The organism is Streptomyces sp. DSM 118878 (assembly GCF_052936595.1).
This window is the reverse complement of sequence record NZ_CP193622.1, coordinates 2,325,306-2,341,523: the sequence shown is the minus strand read 5'-3', so window position 1 is coordinate 2,341,523 and position 16,218 is coordinate 2,325,306. Positions and strand designations below refer to the sequence as shown.

The 16,218-nt window shown below is 72.0% G+C and carries 15 protein-coding genes; 9 read left to right on the top strand and 6 right to left on the bottom strand.

Annotation, left to right across the window (positions count from 1 at the left end; translation table 11 throughout):
- Positions 1-243: 243 nt before the first annotated feature.
- The 3 genes from ACRAKF_RS10115 to ACRAKF_RS10105 form a co-directional block, all read right to left on the bottom strand.
- Positions 244-477 (bottom strand): hypothetical protein, encoded by a 234-nt coding sequence (locus ACRAKF_RS10115; protein ID WP_076686896.1) that lies wholly within the window; start codon positions 475-477, stop codon positions 244-246.
- A gap of 164 nt (positions 478-641) precedes the next feature.
- Positions 642-1,637, bottom strand: a complete 996-nt coding sequence (locus tag ACRAKF_RS10110; protein WP_447036605.1) for a DEDDh family exonuclease — start codon at positions 1,635-1,637, stop codon at positions 642-644.
- 31 nt (positions 1,638-1,668) lie between these two features.
- Positions 1,669-2,301, bottom strand: a complete 633-nt coding sequence (locus ACRAKF_RS10105; protein WP_447036604.1) for a TetR/AcrR family transcriptional regulator — start codon at positions 2,299-2,301, stop codon at positions 1,669-1,671.
- 72 nt (positions 2,302-2,373) lie between these two features.
- Here ACRAKF_RS10105 and ACRAKF_RS10100 point away from each other — a divergent pair, with 72 nt between their 5' ends.
- The 6 genes from ACRAKF_RS10100 to ACRAKF_RS10075 all read left to right on the top strand — a co-directional run bounded on the left by ACRAKF_RS10100 (position 2,374) and on the right by ACRAKF_RS10075 (position 8,408).
- Positions 2,374-3,171, top strand: a complete 798-nt coding sequence (locus ACRAKF_RS10100; RefSeq protein WP_447036603.1) for an acetoacetate decarboxylase family protein — start codon at positions 2,374-2,376, stop codon at positions 3,169-3,171.
- 1 nt (position 3,172) lies between these two features.
- On the top strand, positions 3,173-4,057 hold the full coding sequence (locus ACRAKF_RS10095; protein ID WP_447036602.1) for an SDR family NAD(P)-dependent oxidoreductase: 885 nt from the start codon (positions 3,173-3,175) through the stop codon (positions 4,055-4,057).
- 14 nt (positions 4,058-4,071) lie between these two features.
- The gene (locus ACRAKF_RS10090) at positions 4,072-5,418 is read left to right on the top strand and encodes an amidohydrolase family protein (protein ID WP_447036601.1); all 1,347 of its coding nucleotides are present in this window, start codon (positions 4,072-4,074) and stop codon (positions 5,416-5,418) included.
- A complete protein-coding gene (locus tag ACRAKF_RS10085; protein ID WP_447036600.1) occupies positions 5,415-6,656 on the top strand; it encodes an amidohydrolase family protein in 1,242 nt (413 codons plus the stop codon). Before ACRAKF_RS10090 ends, ACRAKF_RS10085 begins: the two co-directional genes overlap by 4 nt.
- A 109-nt stretch (positions 6,657-6,765) precedes the next feature.
- Entirely contained in the window at positions 6,766-7,668 is a 903-nt protein-coding gene (locus ACRAKF_RS10080; RefSeq protein WP_447036599.1) for a sterol desaturase family protein, read from the top strand.
- Positions 7,665-8,408: a lysoplasmalogenase gene (locus ACRAKF_RS10075; protein ID WP_447036598.1), complete on the top strand. Its 744-nt coding sequence runs from the start codon at positions 7,665-7,667 to the stop codon at positions 8,406-8,408. Before ACRAKF_RS10080 ends, ACRAKF_RS10075 begins: the two co-directional genes overlap by 4 nt.
- Here the strand turns inward: ACRAKF_RS10075 and ACRAKF_RS10070 are convergent.
- The 3 genes from ACRAKF_RS10070 to ACRAKF_RS10060 all read right to left on the bottom strand — a co-directional run bounded on the left by ACRAKF_RS10070 (position 8,315) and on the right by ACRAKF_RS10060 (position 12,664).
- Positions 8,315-9,316 (bottom strand): CopD family protein, encoded by a 1,002-nt coding sequence (locus tag ACRAKF_RS10070; protein ID WP_447041905.1) that lies wholly within the window; start codon positions 9,314-9,316, stop codon positions 8,315-8,317. The two genes, ACRAKF_RS10075 and ACRAKF_RS10070, sit on opposite strands and share 94 nt — an antisense overlap.
- 220 nt (positions 9,317-9,536) lie before the next feature.
- Entirely contained in the window at positions 9,537-11,102 is a 1,566-nt protein-coding gene (locus ACRAKF_RS10065) for a S8 family peptidase (RefSeq protein ID WP_447036597.1), read from the bottom strand.
- 14 nt (positions 11,103-11,116) lie between these two features.
- A complete protein-coding gene (locus ACRAKF_RS10060) occupies positions 11,117-12,664 on the bottom strand; it encodes a S8 family peptidase (protein WP_447036596.1) in 1,548 nt (515 codons plus the stop codon).
- A gap of 352 nt (positions 12,665-13,016) precedes the next feature.
- On the opposite strand from ACRAKF_RS10060, the gene ACRAKF_RS10055 reads away from it, so the two are divergent.
- The 3 genes from ACRAKF_RS10055 (at position 13,017) to moaA (ending at position 16,215) form a co-directional block, all read left to right on the top strand.
- On the top strand, positions 13,017-13,415 hold the full coding sequence (locus ACRAKF_RS10055; protein ID WP_447036595.1) for a DUF485 domain-containing protein: 399 nt from the start codon (positions 13,017-13,019) through the stop codon (positions 13,413-13,415).
- Entirely contained in the window at positions 13,412-15,049 is a 1,638-nt protein-coding gene (locus tag ACRAKF_RS10050; RefSeq protein WP_447036594.1) for a solute symporter family protein, read from the top strand. The genes ACRAKF_RS10055 and ACRAKF_RS10050 overlap by 4 nt, the downstream gene beginning before the upstream one ends.
- A gap of 158 nt (positions 15,050-15,207) precedes the next feature.
- The gene (gene moaA / locus ACRAKF_RS10045; protein WP_447036593.1) at positions 15,208-16,215 is read left to right on the top strand and encodes a GTP 3',8-cyclase MoaA; all 1,008 of its coding nucleotides are present in this window, start codon (positions 15,208-15,210) and stop codon (positions 16,213-16,215) included.
- Positions 16,216-16,218 lie beyond the last annotated feature (3 nt).

The window sequence follows — 16,218 nt, the reverse complement described above, 5'->3', positions numbered from 1 at the left end:
GGGTCGGGTCCGGCGGGCCGGCCCCGGGCGAGGGGCGGGGAGAGCGGGTCAGAGCCTGTGTCATCATCCCGGTCGGATCAGCGTGCGGCGTCTGGTGCGTGCGATCGCAAGGCGCCGGAGAGTCCTCGTGGCGGAGCCACGTGGGCTTTTCGGCAACGCCGATGGGGGTCCCCCCGCGCCGTTCAGGCGTGGGGGAGTGCGTGCCAGGCGTCGCGCGCCCGGCCGGGGTGATGACACAGGCTCTCAGACCTTGTCGATGATGCCCACCCGGCCCTCCGCGCGTGAGCAGTGGGCGCCGCAGTACCAGTGTCCGTCGACCTCGACGCCCTGGCCGATGATCCGGCACCGGCAGTGCTCGCAGATGGGCGCCATGCGGTGGATGGCGCAGGAGAAGCAGTCGAAGACGTGCACCGCGCCCTGCGCGTGCACCTCGAAGGACATGCCGTAGTCGTTTCCGCAGACCTCGCAACGTGCCATGCGCCACAGGGTGGGACGGAGCGGCGGTGCGGGGCGAGCCGTCGGCGGGCGAGTCGCCCGGCAATCACCCGTCCGAGGGTCGCCGCTCCGCCGACCCGCCGTCACCCGCCCGGCACCCGGGACCCGCCTGCGTCACCCGCCCGGCACCCGGGCCGCGCCCGGCGTCACTGCTCCGAGGCGGGCGCCACGTCCGGGAGGAGCTGGCCGAAGGCGGCCTCGTCGATCACCGGCGTGCCGAAGGAGCGCGCCTTGACGGTCTTGGAGGTGCCGGAGTCCGGGTCGTTCGTGACGAGCAGGCTGGTGAGGCGCGACACGCTCGTGGCGATGTGCAGGCCCGCCTCGACCGCCCGGTCCTCAAGCAGGTCGCGCTCGACGGAGGTGTCACCGGAGAACGCGATCCGCATGCCCTGCTTGAGCGGTTTGCCCGCTTCGTAACGCCCCGGGTTCGGGTACGGGCACGGCGGGCGCTTGCGCGAGGGGCGCCAACTCGTGGGCCGGTACGCGGCGGAGGGCGCGGGCCCCGTCGACTGGCGTACGACGCGGGGCGGGCCGTCGGACCACTCGGTGAGCGGACGGCATTCGAGCAGCGGCAGCCGGACATTGCCGCCCGCGGCCGCGAGCAGGCTGGGGCGGAACGCCTCGGCGAGCACGCGCGCGTCGTCGAGCGCGTTGTGCGCGTGGCGCTGCTCGACGCCGAAGTGCGCGGCCAGCGACTCCAGCTTGTGGTTGGGCAGCGGGAGCGCGAGCTCCTTGGAGAGCGCGATGGTGCACAGCCGCTGCCGGACGGGGGCGGTGCGCTCCGCGCGCGCGTACTCCCTGGCGATCATCGACCAGTCGAAGACCGCGTTGTGCGCGACCAGGACGCGGCCGTCGAGGCGGCTCGCGAACTCCTCGGCGACGTCCTTGAACAGCGGCGCGTCCGCGAGCATCGCGGTGGTGAGTCCGTGGATCCAGACGGGCCCCGGGTCACGCTGGGGGTTGACCAGGGTGTACCAGTGGTCCTCGATCTCACCCCGGGCGTCCACCCGGTAGACGGCGGCCGACACTATGCGGTCGTCGCGGGCCAGGCCGGTGGTCTCGACGTCGACGACCGCGTACCCCGTTGGATACGCGGCCGGCCAGGGGGTGGCGGACGCTGCGGTCGTGCGGTCTTCGAGCATGGTCCATGAGGATACGGGCCGCGACTGACAGTCAGCTCCCCGGTCCGAGAAGCCCGGCCACCAGAGCCGTGACGGACGTGGTGAAGAGCGCCTCCGGATCGAGCGGCGCGGCGAGCGCGCGGGCGAGCGCGCCGTCCCGCTCCGCCGTCTCCGCCGTCCACAGCTCCTCCTCGCCGGGGCGCTGGACAGGGGCGCGTTCACGGTTGCGTTCGACCAGGACGTGGCCGACGACGTGCACCTGGACGGCGCGCACGGCGTCGGCGGCGCGGGCGCCGCGCAGCCCTGCCTCGTGCGCCTCGTGCACCAGGGCACGCTGGGCGGGCAGGAACATCCGTTCGGTCAGTCCGCGTTCGTGGACCATCGCCACCAGGTGCGGATGGCCGCGCAGGAGACGGCGCAGCTCGCGGGCCACGGAGACGATCCGCCGGGCGGGCGTGCGGCCGGTGGGGCGGATCTCGCCGAGGTCGGCCAGCGTGCGCTCCACCAGGGCGTCCAGGAGCGACTCGCGGTTGCCGACGTGCCAGTAGATCGAGGTGACGGCGGTGCCGAGCTCGGCGGCGAGGCCGCGCATCGTCAGCGCCCGCGGACCGTGCCGCTTCACCAGACCCTCGGCGGCGGCGAGCACGTCCTCCCGGTTCAGCGTGCGCGTCTCTTTACCCTTCACGGCTCCTGTTGTAACAGTGTTACAGGCACGTCGCAAGCCTCTGCCGACCCGCAAGCCGAAGGGTGGTACGACATGGCACGCGTACGGTACGGAGCGCGCGGCGAGGCGGAGATCGCCGCCTCGCGCACCGCGAGCTCCAGACTCCCCGACATCTGGTCCACGGGCGTCGCGGCCGTCTGGGAGAGCGATCCCGACGCGGTCGCGGCCGTGCTGCCGCCGCCGCTGAAGCCCACGGGCCAGCCCCTGGTGCGGGCCAACATCAGCAAGGTGGACCTGCCCGGCTACCCGCTCGGCGCGGGCTCCGTGGCCGTCGCCGCCGAGCACGGGGGAGTGCGGGGCTGGTATCCGCTGGTGATGCCGATGACCCACGAGCGCGCCCTGACCGGCGGGCGCGAGGTCTTCGGGGAGCCGAAGAAGCTCGGCGAGGTGGAGGTCGAGCGCGACGGCCTGGTCGTGCGCGCCTCGCTGGCCCGGCACGGCATCGCGTTCGTGGAGGTGCGCGGCGCGGTCAGCGGAGCCCTGCCGCTCCCCGCGCCGACGGCCAGGACGGACTTCTACTTCAAGTTCCTGCCCGCGGTGGACGGTTCGGGCTTCGACGTCGACCCAGTGCTCGTGCACTGCGTACGGAACGAGAAGGTCCGCAAGCTGGAGGGCATCACCGGAGACGTCGTCCTGCGCGAGTCGATGTACGACCCCGTGGCCGATCTGCCGGTCCGCGCGGTCGTCGGGATCACCATCGCCGAGAAGACCACCGACCAGCGGGGCCGCGTCGTCGAGCGCGTCGACGCGCGGTCCCTGCTGCCCTACATCCACCAGCGCTACGACGACCCCGCCCAGATCCTCGACGGCCCGCCCGAGGGGAGCACCTGACATGGAGCTGCGCGAGGGGCAGGTCGCCGTCGTGACGGGCGCGGCGAGCGGCATCGGCCTCGCCATGGCCCGCCGGTTCGCGGCGGACGGCCTCAGGGTGGTCCTGGCCGACGTCGAGGAGGACGCCCTGGAGAAGGCCGCCGCGAGCCTGCGCGAGGACGGCGCCACCGTGCACGCGCGCGTGGTCGACGTCGGGCGGCGCGAAGAGGTCGTCGCCCTGGCCGACGCGGCGTACGACACGTTCGGCGCCGTCCACGTGCTCTGCAACAACGCGGGGGTCGGCTCGGGCGCCGAGGGCCGCATGTGGGAGCACGAACCGAACGACTGGAAGTGGGCGTTCGAGGTCAACGTCTGGGGCGTCTTCCACGGCGTCCAGGCCTTCGTGCCACGCATGATCGCGGGCGGCGAGCCGGGGCACGTCGTCAACACCTCCTCCGGGGACGGCGGCATCGCGCCGTTGCCCACCGCCTCCGTGTACGCGGTCACCAAGGCGGCCGTCGTGACGATGACCGAGTCGCTGTACGCCCACCTGAAGGCGGAGCACGCGCGCGTGGGCGCCTCCGTGCTCTTCCCCGGCCCCCACATGCTGCGCACCGGCCTATGGGAGTCGCACCGCAACCGGCCCGAGCGGTACGCCAAGTCCCGCCCCCGCAAGGCCCCTTACCGCAGCCTCGCCCAGTGGGAGGCCGCGATGCGGGACGCGGGCAAGGAGGTGGAGTTCACGCCCGTCGAGGAGGTCGCGGACTTCGTGGCCGAGGGCATCGCGGCCGGGCGCTTCTGGCTGCTTCCGGCGAGCGAGCACAGCGACCGGCAGATCACCGCGAGGGCCCGGTCGATGCTCGACCGCGCCGACCCGGCGTACCTGGAGAGCTTCATCCTGGACTGAAGGGAGCGCCACCCATGAGCGACGACGGCAAGGGGCACCAGCACCAGGACCAGGACCAGAACCCGGACCAGGACCAGGACCCGTACCGCGACCCGTACCTGATCATCTCCTCCGACTGCCACGCCGGACTGCCCACCGAGGAGTACCGGCCCTACCTCGACAGCCGTTTCCACCGTGCCTTCGACGCATTCCTCGGGGAGCGCGGTGCCCGCCGCGAGGAGGCGACCCGGCTCGGCATCCGCAACGACGCTTTCGCCGAGAAGTGGTTCAGGGACAACGAGGAGGGGCTGCGCGGCGGTTGGGAGAGCGCGCGGCGCCTGAAGGAGCTGGACGGCGACGGCGTGGCCGCCGAGGTCGTCTTCCCCGACGCGGACGCCGTGGACAGCCGCACGGCCGCGCCCTTCGGCGTGGGCCTCGGCCTCTCCGGCGACCAGGACCCCGAGCTCGGCATGGCGGGCGCCCAGGCGCACAACCGCTGGCTCGCCGACTTCGTGTCCGAGCACCCCGAACGGCACTGCGGTGTCGCCCTGCTGCCCATCACCGGCGAGGTCGGCCGGGTCGTGGCCGAGGTCCACCGCGCCAAGGAGTCGGGGCTCGGGGCGCTGATGATCCCCTCCATGTGGGTCGACAAGGCGCCCTACCACGACCGGCGTTACGACCCGGTGTGGGCGGCGGCGGCCGCGTGCGCGATGCCCGTGGTCACCCACTCCGGGGCGGCGCCCCGCCACGAGTACGGCGACCACCTCGGGATCTACGTCTGTGAAGTGACGTGGTGGCCCGCGCGGCCCCTGTGGTTCATGCTCTGGTCGGGCGTCTTCGAACGGCACCCGGGGCTGAGGTTCGGCGTCGCCGAGTCGGGCTGCTGGTGGCTGCCGAACCTGCTGTGGTTCATGGACCGCCTCTATCTGGGCGCGCACGGCGGCAAGAAGCTCTCCCCGTTCGCCGAGCTCGGGCGGCCCCCGCACGAGTACCTCGACCGGCAGATCTTCGTCTGCGCCACCAACACCAAGCGCCGCGAGCTCGCCCAGCGCCATGAGATCGGCGTCGACAACATCCTGTGGGGCAGCGACTTCCCGCACCCCGAGGGCACCTGGCCCGACACGCGCGCGTGGCTGCGGAAAACCTTCCACGACATTCCCGTGGCGGAGACCCGCCGCATGCTCGGCCTCGCCGCGGCCGACGTCTTCGGCTTCGACACCGACAGGCTCGCGCCGCTGGCCGCCCGCATCGGCCCCACGCCCGCCGACCTCGGCCAGGACCCCGACCAGGCGGCCGTCGAGGCGTCCTGGGCGCGCTCGCGCGAGGTGGGCCGCCACTGGCTGACCGACCACGACTTTCCCGTGCTGGGGAGGGACTCATGACCGAGGACCGCTACACCGTCATCTCCGCGGACTGCCACGCGGGAGCCGATCTCCTCGACTACCGGCCCTACCTGGAGTCCCGGCACCACGACGCCTTCGACGCCTGGGCGGCCACCTACGTCAACCCCTACGAGGACCTCCTCGCCGACACCGCCGACCGCAACTGGAACTCGGAGCGCCGCATCGCCGAGCTGGAGGCGGACGGCATCGTCGCCGAGGTCGTCTTCCCCAACACCATCCCGCCCTTCTTCCCCTCCGCCTCGCTGATGGCGCCGGCCCCCACCCGCGAGGAGTTCGAGCAGCGCCGGGCGGGGCTGCGCGCCCACAACCGCTGGCTCGCCGACTTCTGCGCCGCCGCGCCGGGCCGCAGGGCGGGTGTCTTCCAGATCCTGCTCAACGACGTGGAGGAGGCGGTCGAGGAGATCCGCCGGTCGGTGCGGGCGGGTCTCACGGGCGGCGTCCTGCTGCCGGGCACCCCGCCGGGTTCCGGTCTGGCGGAGCTGTACTCGTCGGCGTACGACCCGATCTGGGCGACCTGTGCGGAGCTGGGCGTCCCGGTCAACCACCACGCGGGCTCCGCCTCGCCGCCGCTCGGCGACGAGCCCGCCGCGCGCGCGGTGTTCATGGTCGAGACGACGTGGTTCTCGCACCGGGCGCTGTGGCACCTCGTCTTCGGCGGCGCCTTCCGCCGCCACCCGGAACTGCGGCTCGTCCTCACCGAACAGGGCTCCGGCTGGATACCGGGGGTGCTCGACATGCTGGACTACTACCACGCGCGGCTGGTCGCGGCGGCGACGAAGCGCTCACCCGCGGCAGGGACGGCCGAGTCGAAGTTCGGCGCCGGCCTCGCCGAGGCGATGGGCAAGGGCCCCTCTCAGATCTGGCGCGAGAACTGCTTCGTGGGCGCCAGCTTCATGCGCCCGCACGAGGCGGCCCTGCGCGACCGCATCGGCCTCGACAAGATCATGTGGGGCAGCGACTACCCGCACGACGAGGGCACCCACCCGTACTCCCGCGAGGGCCTGCGCATCAGTTACGCGGGCCTGCCGAGGGACGAGATCGCGGCCATGGTCGGCGGCAACGCGGCCCGCGTCTACGGCTTCGACCTCCAGCGGCTCGGCCGCCTCGCCGCGCGCGTGGGCCCCACGGTCCGGGAACTGGACGAGCCCCTCAAGGAACCCCCGCCCGACGCGACGAGCCCGGTCTTCGCGCCGGGAGGTTCGGCACGGATCTGGTGAGCCGGCCGGACCATTGGCGGAGACCACCAACATCCACCCCCGTACCGGCGGTAATACTTGTCGGTAACAACCTCTAGTCGCGGGCCACCGGCCGTTCTACGGTGCACGCATGTCCCCGAACCTGCCCGATGTCGTGCTGTGGTCCATCCCGGCCTTCGTGCTGCTCACCGTCGTCGAGATCGTGAGCCACCGCGTCCACCCCGACGAGGACGACGCGGGGTACGAGACCAAGGACGCCGCCACCAGCGTGACCATGGGCCTCGGCAGCCTCGCCTTCGACTTCCTGTGGAAGATCCCGATCGTCGCGATCTACACCGGGGTGTACGCGCTCACGCCGCTGCGCGTGCCCGTGCTGTGGTGGACGATCCCGCTGATGCTGCTCGCGCAGGACTTCTTCTACTACTGGTCGCACCGGGGCCACCACGTGATCCGCATCCTGTGGGCCTGCCACGTGGTGCACCACTCCAGCCGCAAGTTCAACCTCACCACCGCGCTGCGCCAGCCCTGGACCAGCCTCACCGTGTGGCCGTTCTACCTGCCGGTCATCGCCTGCGGCGTCCACCCGGCGGCGCTGGCCTTCTGCTCGTCGGCCAACCTGGTCTACCAGTTCTGGATCCACACCGAGCGCATCGGCAAGCTGCCGCGCCCCTTCGAGTACGTCTTCAACACGCCCTCGCACCACCGCGTGCACCACGCGTCCCAGGGCGGCTACCTGGACCGCAACTTCGGCGGCATCCTGATCATCTGGGACCGCTTGTTCGGCTCCTGGGTCGCCGAGACCGACCGGCCCGTCTACGGCCTGACCAAGAACATCACGACGTACAACCCGCTGCGCGTCGCCACCCACGAGTACGCCGCCATCGCCAAGGACCTCCGGGCGGCCGCCGACTGGCGCGAGCGGGCCGGACGGGTCTTCCGCGGCCCCGGCTGGCAGCCCGAGGCGCCGGAGCCACCTGAGCCCGCCGAGGCACCGGAGCCCGCCGAGGCGCCGGCGGCGGGGCGGGCGGCGTGAGCGGACGCCCGCGGCCGGCGCCGCGGCCGGCGCCGCGGCTGCTCCTCGGCGCCTTCGGCCTCGCCGCGCTGGGCGACCTCGGCGCGCTCCTCGCGGGCTCCGACGCCGCCCACGCCGTGTTCAAGCCGCTGCTCATGCCGCTCCTCGCCGCGTACGTGCTGACGCGGCGCGGCCCCCGGCTGCTGCTCGCCGCCCTCCTCCTCGGCTGGGGCGGCGACACCCTGCTGCTCTTCGACGCCGACCTCGCCTTCCTCGCCGGCATGGGCTCCTTCGCGGCCGGGCACGTCTGCTACCTCGTGCTCTTCAAGAGGTACGGCGACGAGGGACGCCGCCGGGGCGCGGCCGGTGCCGCGCTCGTGGCCGCGTACGCCCTCGCGCTCGTCGGCACCGTGGCGCTGCTCTGGCCGGACCTGCCCGCCGACATGCGGGGGCCCGTGGCGGGCTACAGCCTGCTGCTCACCGCCATGGCCCTCGGCGCCACCGCGCTGGGCCCCGCGGCGGCGGCCGGCGGGGCGCTGTTCCTGCTGTCCGACACGCTCATCGCGACCGGCGTCGCCGAGTGGCCGCAGTTGCCGCGCCCGGACTTCGCGATCATGCTCACCTACATCCTGGCGCAGTCCCTGCTGGCCAGGGCCGTGCTCGCGGCTCACCAGCGGATCGGCACCGGCACCGCGGTGAGCAGCGCGGACAGCGCCACGACGACGCCGAGCGCGATCACCTCGCCCCGCGCGGGCGCATAGGCCGACGCCCGGCCCGCCGAGCGGCGCATCCGGCGGCGGGCGAGGACCGCGAGCACGGTGACGACGGCCACCAGGAGGACCTTGGCGAGCAGCACCCGGCCGTAGGCCGTCCCGGTGAGCTGGTCGGCGACCGTGTCCGGCGGCATCCTGCGCAGGGTGCTGCACGTCCCGGTCACCGTCATCGCGGCGAACAGGACGGCGGCCACGCGCGCGTAGAGGCCGAGTACGGCGACGCCCGCCTCCGGGTGGGTCGCCCGCCAGCGCCGCAGTATCCGCAGCACGCCGAGCAGTCCGCCCGCCCACAGCGCCCCGCACGTCAGGTGCACCAGCGTGAGGCCGCTGCCGGTCAACGGGGAGTCCTCCACCGGGGGGTGGGCCCGCAGCGCCTCCGCGACGACGATCGCGGCCAGCGGGAGCGCGGCCGTCCCCGGACGCCGCGTGCGGGCGCACAGGGCCGCCGCGATGAAGGCGTTGACCTCCACCAGGGCGAGCCTGCCGTCCCGGGTGTCGTAGAGGCGCCCGAGGTCCAGGTCGGCGAGGTCCTGCGGTACGAGATTGCCGTTCGCCACGATCGCGGCGAGCCCGAGCGCGGCGGCGAACCCCGCCCATGCCGCGTACGCGCCCCACGCGCGCGGCACCCTGCCCAGCGGCGCCCCGGGGACGCGCCGGGCGAGCCGCACCGCGAACACCTCACCCGCCTGTACGCACAGGGCGGCGAAGAGCACCGCGCGCAGGAACGTGATCCCGCCGGTACCCGGCGCCTGCGCCTCGCCGGTGCCGCGCAGCGCGGCCGAGGGGCCGAACAGCGGGATCAGGGCGGCCACGGCCACCAGGACGAGCACGGCCACGGTGCGCCCCACGGGCGGGCGGCGGCGCGGTGCGCGGTGCGAGAGGGGGGCGGCGGGTATACCGGTGGTGGCTTCGCCCCCGGGCTCGGCGGTCGGTTCTGTCGGGCTCACCACAAGATCTTCACCAGGCGGCCACCGGCGGGCAAGTCCAGGGGGACAAGCAGCGCAATACGGTTCCGATCGGACGCGCCCGCTCAGGGGCGCCGAACGGCCTCGCGGGCCTGGTGACAGCGGAGGGGCCGGGCGGTCACACCGCCCGGCCCCTCGTCACGCACGTGGACTACTTGCGCACGGCGTCCAGCGCGTCGGTCATCCCCACGCCGTAGAAGCTGTTCTTGTTCTTGCCGCCCTCGCAGACAGCGTCGGCCTTGCCGTCACCGTCGATGTCGTACGGGTCGGTGCAGGCGATCGCGTCCGCCTGGCGGCCGAGCAGCGCCTTGAGGCGGGCCGCAGAGGCGTACGGGTGCGTCGACTTCAGCAGGGCGACGACGCCCGCCGCGTGCGGCGCCGCCATCGACGTACCGCCCTTGTAGCCGAACTTGCCGCCCGGCAGCGTCGACAGGATGCGCCCGTCCACGGCCGGCGCGGCCGGTGCCTGGTACTTCGTGGAGTCACCGCCCGGCGAGGTGACGTCGATGACGCCCTTGCCGTAGTTGGAGTACGACGCCTTGATGCCCTTGGCGCCGGTGGCCGAGACCGTCACGACGCCCGGAAGCTGCGACGGCAGGTCGAAGCAGTCCTTGGTCTTGATGGTCCGCGGCACCGGAGTGGTGTCGCCCGGGCTGGAGTCGTCCAGTATCTCGTCCTGGGCCAGGTCGGTGCGCGCGTTGCCCGCGGCCGCGACGTTCACCGCGCCCTTGCGCTCCGCGTACTTCGTGGCCCTGCCCACCGCGTCGACCAGTGCCCTCTGGTCGGCGTCCGTGGTGCAGTTGAACAGCCACGGGTCGGTGTAGTAGCTGCTGTTGGTGACGTCGACGCCGTGGTCGGCCGCCCACATGAAGCCGCAGACGACGGCCTCCGTGTAGTACATGCCGGTCGCGGGCTCGGCCACCTTCAGGCTCGCCACCTTCACGCCGGGCGCCACGCCCGTGACGCCGGTGCCGTTCTTCGCGGCGGCGATCGTGCCCGCCACGTGCATGCCGTGGTCGCTCTCCCCGGCCACCGGACGCCAGGCGTCGCCCTTCTGGACGGGCACGCCGCCCAGGCAGCTCGCCGAGGCCCCGCGGTCGAAGTTGGGCGCGATGTCGGGGTGCGTGTCGTCGACCCCGGAGTCGAGCACGCCGACCGTGACGCGGCGGCTGCCGAGCGAGATCTCGTGCGCCTTGTCCGCCTTCATGGCGGGCAGGTCCCACTGGAGCGGCTCCAGCTCGTCCTGGCCCGCCGACGCCTTGCCCGCGGCGGCCGCGGCCTCGGCGGCGGTCAGCGGCCGCTCGGACTCCAGGGCGTCGTCGGCCTGCGCGAGGAGCGGGGCGGTGCGGGTCGAGCCCGCCGACTGGACGCCGCGCGCCTTGCGGATCGTCTTCGCGAAGTCCGCGTTCGCCGAGTGGACGACGATGACGCCGATCTTGTCGTACGCGATGACGACCTTGCCGCCCGCCTTGGTGATGGCGCGCTCGGCGAGCCTGGCGGACGCCTTGCCCGGGCGGACGTTCACCACGTAGCTCAGCGACTTCGCCTCGGCGGACGCCGTGGCCGCCGAGGCCGGGGCGTCCGGCAGCGCGGCGGGCCGCGCCGACGCCGAACCCGGCAGGAAGGCGACGGCCGAGGCCACCGCCAGGCCGAGGGGCAGGGCGATCGCCTTGCGCGAGCGCGGCAGGGCGGCGGTCTTGCTGTGGAACCTCGTCACGTTCTCTTCCCCCGTCACTTCTTCTTCACGGCGTCGAGCGCGTCGACCAGACCGCTGCCGTAGAAGCCGTTCTTGTTCTTGCCGCCGCTCTCGCACACCGCGTCGGCGTCGCCGTCACCGTCCGGGTCGTACGGCGTGGCCGGGCAATCCAGGCGGTCTGCCTGGGACTTGAGGAGCCGCTGGAGCTCGGCGGGGCCCGCCTTGGGGTGCGTGGACTTCAGCAGCGCGGCGACCCCTGAGGCGTGCGGCGCGGCCATCGACGTACCGCGGAGCCAGCCGTACTCGCCGCCCGGCAGGGTGGAGAGGATGTTGCCGTTCTTCGACGGGGTGTCGGTGGGAAGCTGGTACTTGTCGCCGCCCGGAGCCGTCACGTCGACGACGCCCTTGCCGTAGCTGGAGTACGACGACTTGAGGTTCCGCACACCCGTCGCGCTGGTGGTGACGACGCCCGGGAGCTGGGTGGGCACGTCCAGGCACTCGCTCGGGTCGATCGTGCGGGTCACCGGCGTGGAGTCGTCCGGGCTCGACGAGTCCACGATCGCGTCGGAGGCCAGGTCGTGGTTGGAGTTGCCCGAGGAGGCGATGTTGAGGGTGCCCTTCTTCTGGGCGTAGAGCTGGGCGCGGTTGACCGCGTCGAGGATCGCCTTCTGGTCCGGGTCGTCCTCGCAGTTGTACAGCCACGGGTCCACGTAGTAGCTGTTGTTGGTGATCTCGACGCCGTGCTCGGCGGCGAACACGAAGGCGCAGACCACGTTCTCCGGGTAGAACAGCTCGTCGACCGGGTCGGCCACCTTGATGCCGGCGATCTTCACGCCGGGTGCCACGCCCGCCACGCCGACGCCGTTGCGCGCGGCGCCGATCTCACCGGCCACATGGGTGCCGTGGTAATGGTCCTTGTTCTCCGGGCGCCAGGCTCCGGCGGAGGTGTCCGCCTTGCCGCCGACGCAGCTCGCGGACTGCGACGCCGAGAAGTTCGGGGCCAGGTCGGGGTGGGTGTCGTCGACGCCGGTGTCGATCACGGCGACGGTCACCTTCCTGCTGCCCGGGTTGATCTTCGCCGCCTTGTCGGCGCCGATCGCCCGCAGGTCCCACTGGTCGGCCTCCATCGGCTCGGCGCCCGGAGCGGCGCTCTGCTTCAGGGACTTGGCGTCGGCCTCGGAGAGCCGCTCGGCCTTGCCGTCGTCGGTGGTGCCCGCCGCCCGCAGCGGCGCGGTGTGCGTGGCGCCCGCCGACCGGACGCCGCGCGCCTGGCGTATCCGCTCGCCGAAGGCGGGGTCCGAGGAGTGGGCGACGATGACGCCTATCTTCTCGTGCGCGACGACGACGGAGCCGCCGGCCTCGGCTATCGCCCGCTTCACCTGGGCGATGGTCTTGCGGTCCGTCCGGGTGTTGACGACGTACGCGAAGACGGGGGCGTCCTTCGCGGGCTTCGCCGACACGGCGGCGGGGGCGTCGTCCGGGGCCGCCGACGCGGCGCCGGGCACGAAGCCGACCGAGGCGGCGAGTGCGACACCGAGGGGCACGATCAGCGCCGCGCGACGTCTGGAACGCAGATGAGCCATGGGATCTCCACATCATCCGGAGAGGAACCGCACACGAAATCGCATACGGAAACTGCCCGAACACAGACGGCGCTCGGGCAGGTACATGACGGGTCGTTCAGGGTGAAGCTAACCCGGAAACTCCCAGGCCAGCAATGACCTGTTGAAGAAACCGGCAGCCTCGACCACGTCGCCCACGGTGTGAAGACGTTGAGCAGACAACAGAAGCAACATCAACCCCCTGTCGGATCACGTCCTATGGCCTTAGCATCGCCAACCGTGGCTCACGTGATCCGCGTCACGCCGGAAGGTGAGACCACCCCTGATGGAAGAACTGACCGTCCCCACCGCACCCGCACCACGAGGAGACTCCGTGGCCACCGACGCACCGCCCCCTTCGAAGGGTGGCGCAGCAAACGATCCCGCTCCCCACGCGCCCTCCACGGAGGAGTTCGCCCAGGTGCAGGAGAGCGCGGAGTTCGGTGAACTGCGCCGCTCCCACCGCTCGTTCGCCTTCCCGCTCACCGTCGCCTTCATCGCCTGGTATCTCGTGTACGTCCTGCTCTCCAACTACGCGGGCGACTTCATGGGCACCAAGCTCTTCGGCAACATCAACGTCGCCCTGGTGCTCGGCCTCGGGCAGTTCCTGACCACCTTCCTCATCGCCTGGTTCTACTCCCGGCACGCCGCGGCGAAGCTCGACCCCAAGGCCGAGGCGATCAAGTCCCGCATGGAGACCCGTATGGACACCCGCACGGAGGGCGACGCATGAGCCCCGCGCACAACGCCGTCATCGAACTCGCGGCGGCGTCCGACGCCTCGGAGCACCGGACGCTGATCATCAGCCTCTTCTCGGTCTTCGTCGTCGCGACCTTGATCATCACCGTCTGGGCGGGCCGGCAGACCAAGAGCGCCGCCGACTTCTACGCCGGCGGTCGCCAGTTCACCGGCTTCCAGAACGGCCTGGCGATCTCCGGCGACTACATGTCCGCCGCGTCCTTCCTCGGCATCGCGGGCGCCATCGCCCTCTTCGGCTACGACGGCTTCCTGTACTCCATCGGCTTCCTGGTCGCCTGGCTGGTCGCGCTGCTCCTGGTCGCCGAGCCGCTGCGCAACTCCGGGCGCTACACGATGGGCGACGTCCTCGCGTACCGCATGCGCCAGCGCCCGGTCCGCACGGCCGCGGGCACCTCCACCATCGTCGTCTCGATCTTCTACCTGCTCGCGCAGATGGCGGGCGCCGGCGTCCTGGTCTCGCTGCTGCTCGGCATCACGTCCGACGCGGGCAAGATCCTCATCGTCGCCCTCGTCGGCGTCCTGATGATCGTCTACGTCACCATCGGCGGCATGAAGGGCACCACCTGGGTGCAGATGGTCAAGGCCGTCCTGCTCATCGCGGGCACGGTCCTCATCACCTTCCTGATCCTCCTGAAGTTCAACTTCAACGTCTCCGACCTGCTCGGCACCGCCGCCTCCAACAGCGGCAAGGGCTCGGCGTTCCTGGAGCCCGGCCTCAAGTACGGCGTGAGCGCCACCTCCAAGCTCGACTTCATCTCGCTCGGCATCGCCCTGGTCCTCGGCACCGCGGGACTCCCGCACATCCTGATCCGCTTCTACACCGTGCCCACGGCCAAGGCCGCCCGTAAGTCCGTGAACTGGGCGATCGGCATCATCGGCGCCTTCTACCTGATGACCATCGTGCTCGGCTTCGGCGCCGCGGCCCTGCTCAAGCCCGGCGACATCATCGCCTCCAACAAGGCGGGCAACACGGCGGCGCCGCTGGCCGCCCTGGAGATCGGCGGCGGTGGCGACTCCACCGGCGGCGCGATCCTGCTCGCGGTGATCTCCGCGGTCGCCTTCGCCACGATCCTCGCGGTCGTCGCGGGCCTCACGCTGGCCTCCTCCTCGTCCTTCGCGCACGACATCTACGCGAACGTCATCCGCAGGGGCAAGGCCACCGAGAAGGAGGAGATGAAGGCCGCGCGCTGGGCGACCGTCTTCATCGGCATCGTCTCCATCGCCCTCGGCGCCCTGGCCCGCGACCTGAACGTGGCGGGGCTCGTCGCCCTCGCCTTCGCCGTCGCGGCCTCCGCCAACCTGCCGACGATCCTGTACAGCCTCTTCTGGAAGCGGTTCACCACCCAGGGGGCGCTCTGGTCCATCTACGGCGGTCTGGCCGCCGCCGTCGGCCTGGTGCTGTTCTCGCCGGTCGTCTCCGGCAAGGCCACGTCGATGTTCCCCGGCGCGAACTTCGACTTCTTCCCGCTGGAGAACCCGGGCCTGATCTCCATCCCGCTCGGCTTCCTGCTGGGCTGGCTCGGCTCGGTCCTCTCCAAGGAGAAGCCCGACAAGGGCAAGTACGCCGAGCTGGAGGTCAAGTCCCTCACCGGCGTCGGAGCCCACTGAACGGACCGTGTTCACACGCGCGTAGCGGCCGCGTCGTAGAGTCCTACGACGCGGCCGCACCGTTCCTCGTGGCAAATGGCCCATGGCGTTGTCAGAGGCGTCGCGTAAGGTCGGAGCCAGTGGACCAACAGCATCCAACCGTCGGGGAGGGGGCCGAAATGCTCATCGACACCTATGGCCGTGTAGCCACTGACCTGCGTGTATCGCTGACAGATCGCTGCAATCTGCGCTGCACGTACTGCATGCCGGAAGAGGGCCTGCAGTGGCTGGCCAAGCCCGACCTGCTCACGGACGACGAGATCGTCCGCCTCGTGCGCATCGCCGTCACCCGGCTCGGCGTCACCGAGGTCCGCTTCACCGGCGGTGAGCCGCTCCTGCGCCCCGGCCTCGTCGGCATCGTCGAGCGCTGCGCCCGCCTTGAGCCGCGCCCCCGGATGTCCCTGACGACGAACGGCATCGGCCTCAAGCGCACCGCCGAGGCCCTCAAGGCCGCGGGCCTCGACCGGGTCAACGTCTCGCTCGACACGCTGCGCCCCGACGTCTTCAAGACCCTCACCCGCCGTGACCGCCACAAGGACGTCCTCGAAGGACTCCAGGCGGCACGCGACGCGGGCCTCACCCCGGTCAAGGTCAACACCGTCCTGATGCCGGGGCTGAACGACGACGAGGCCCCCGACCTCCTCGCCTGGGCCGTGGAGAACGACTACGAACTCCGCTTCATCGAGCAGATGCCCCTGGACGCCCAGCACGGCTGGAAGCGCGACGGCATGATCACCGCGGGCGACATCCTGACGTCCCTGCGCACCCGCTTCGCGCTCACGGAAGAGGGCTCGGGGGAGCGCGGCTCCGCGCCCGCCGAGCGCTGGATCGTGGACGGCGGCCCGCACCGCGTCGGCGTCATCGCCTCGGTGACCCGCCCCTTCTGCTCGGCCTGCGACCGCACCCGCCTCACGGCCGACGGACAGGTGCGCACCTGCCTCTTCGCCACCGAGGAGACCGACCTGCGCGGGGCGCTGCGCGCCGCCCCCGAGGACAGCGAGGACGGCTCGGACGAGGCGATCGCCCGCATCTGGAAGCTCGCGATGTGGGGCAAGAAGGCGGGCTCGGGCCTGGACGACCCGTCGTTCCTCCAGCCGGACCGCCCGATGTCGGCGATCGGAGGCTAGGGC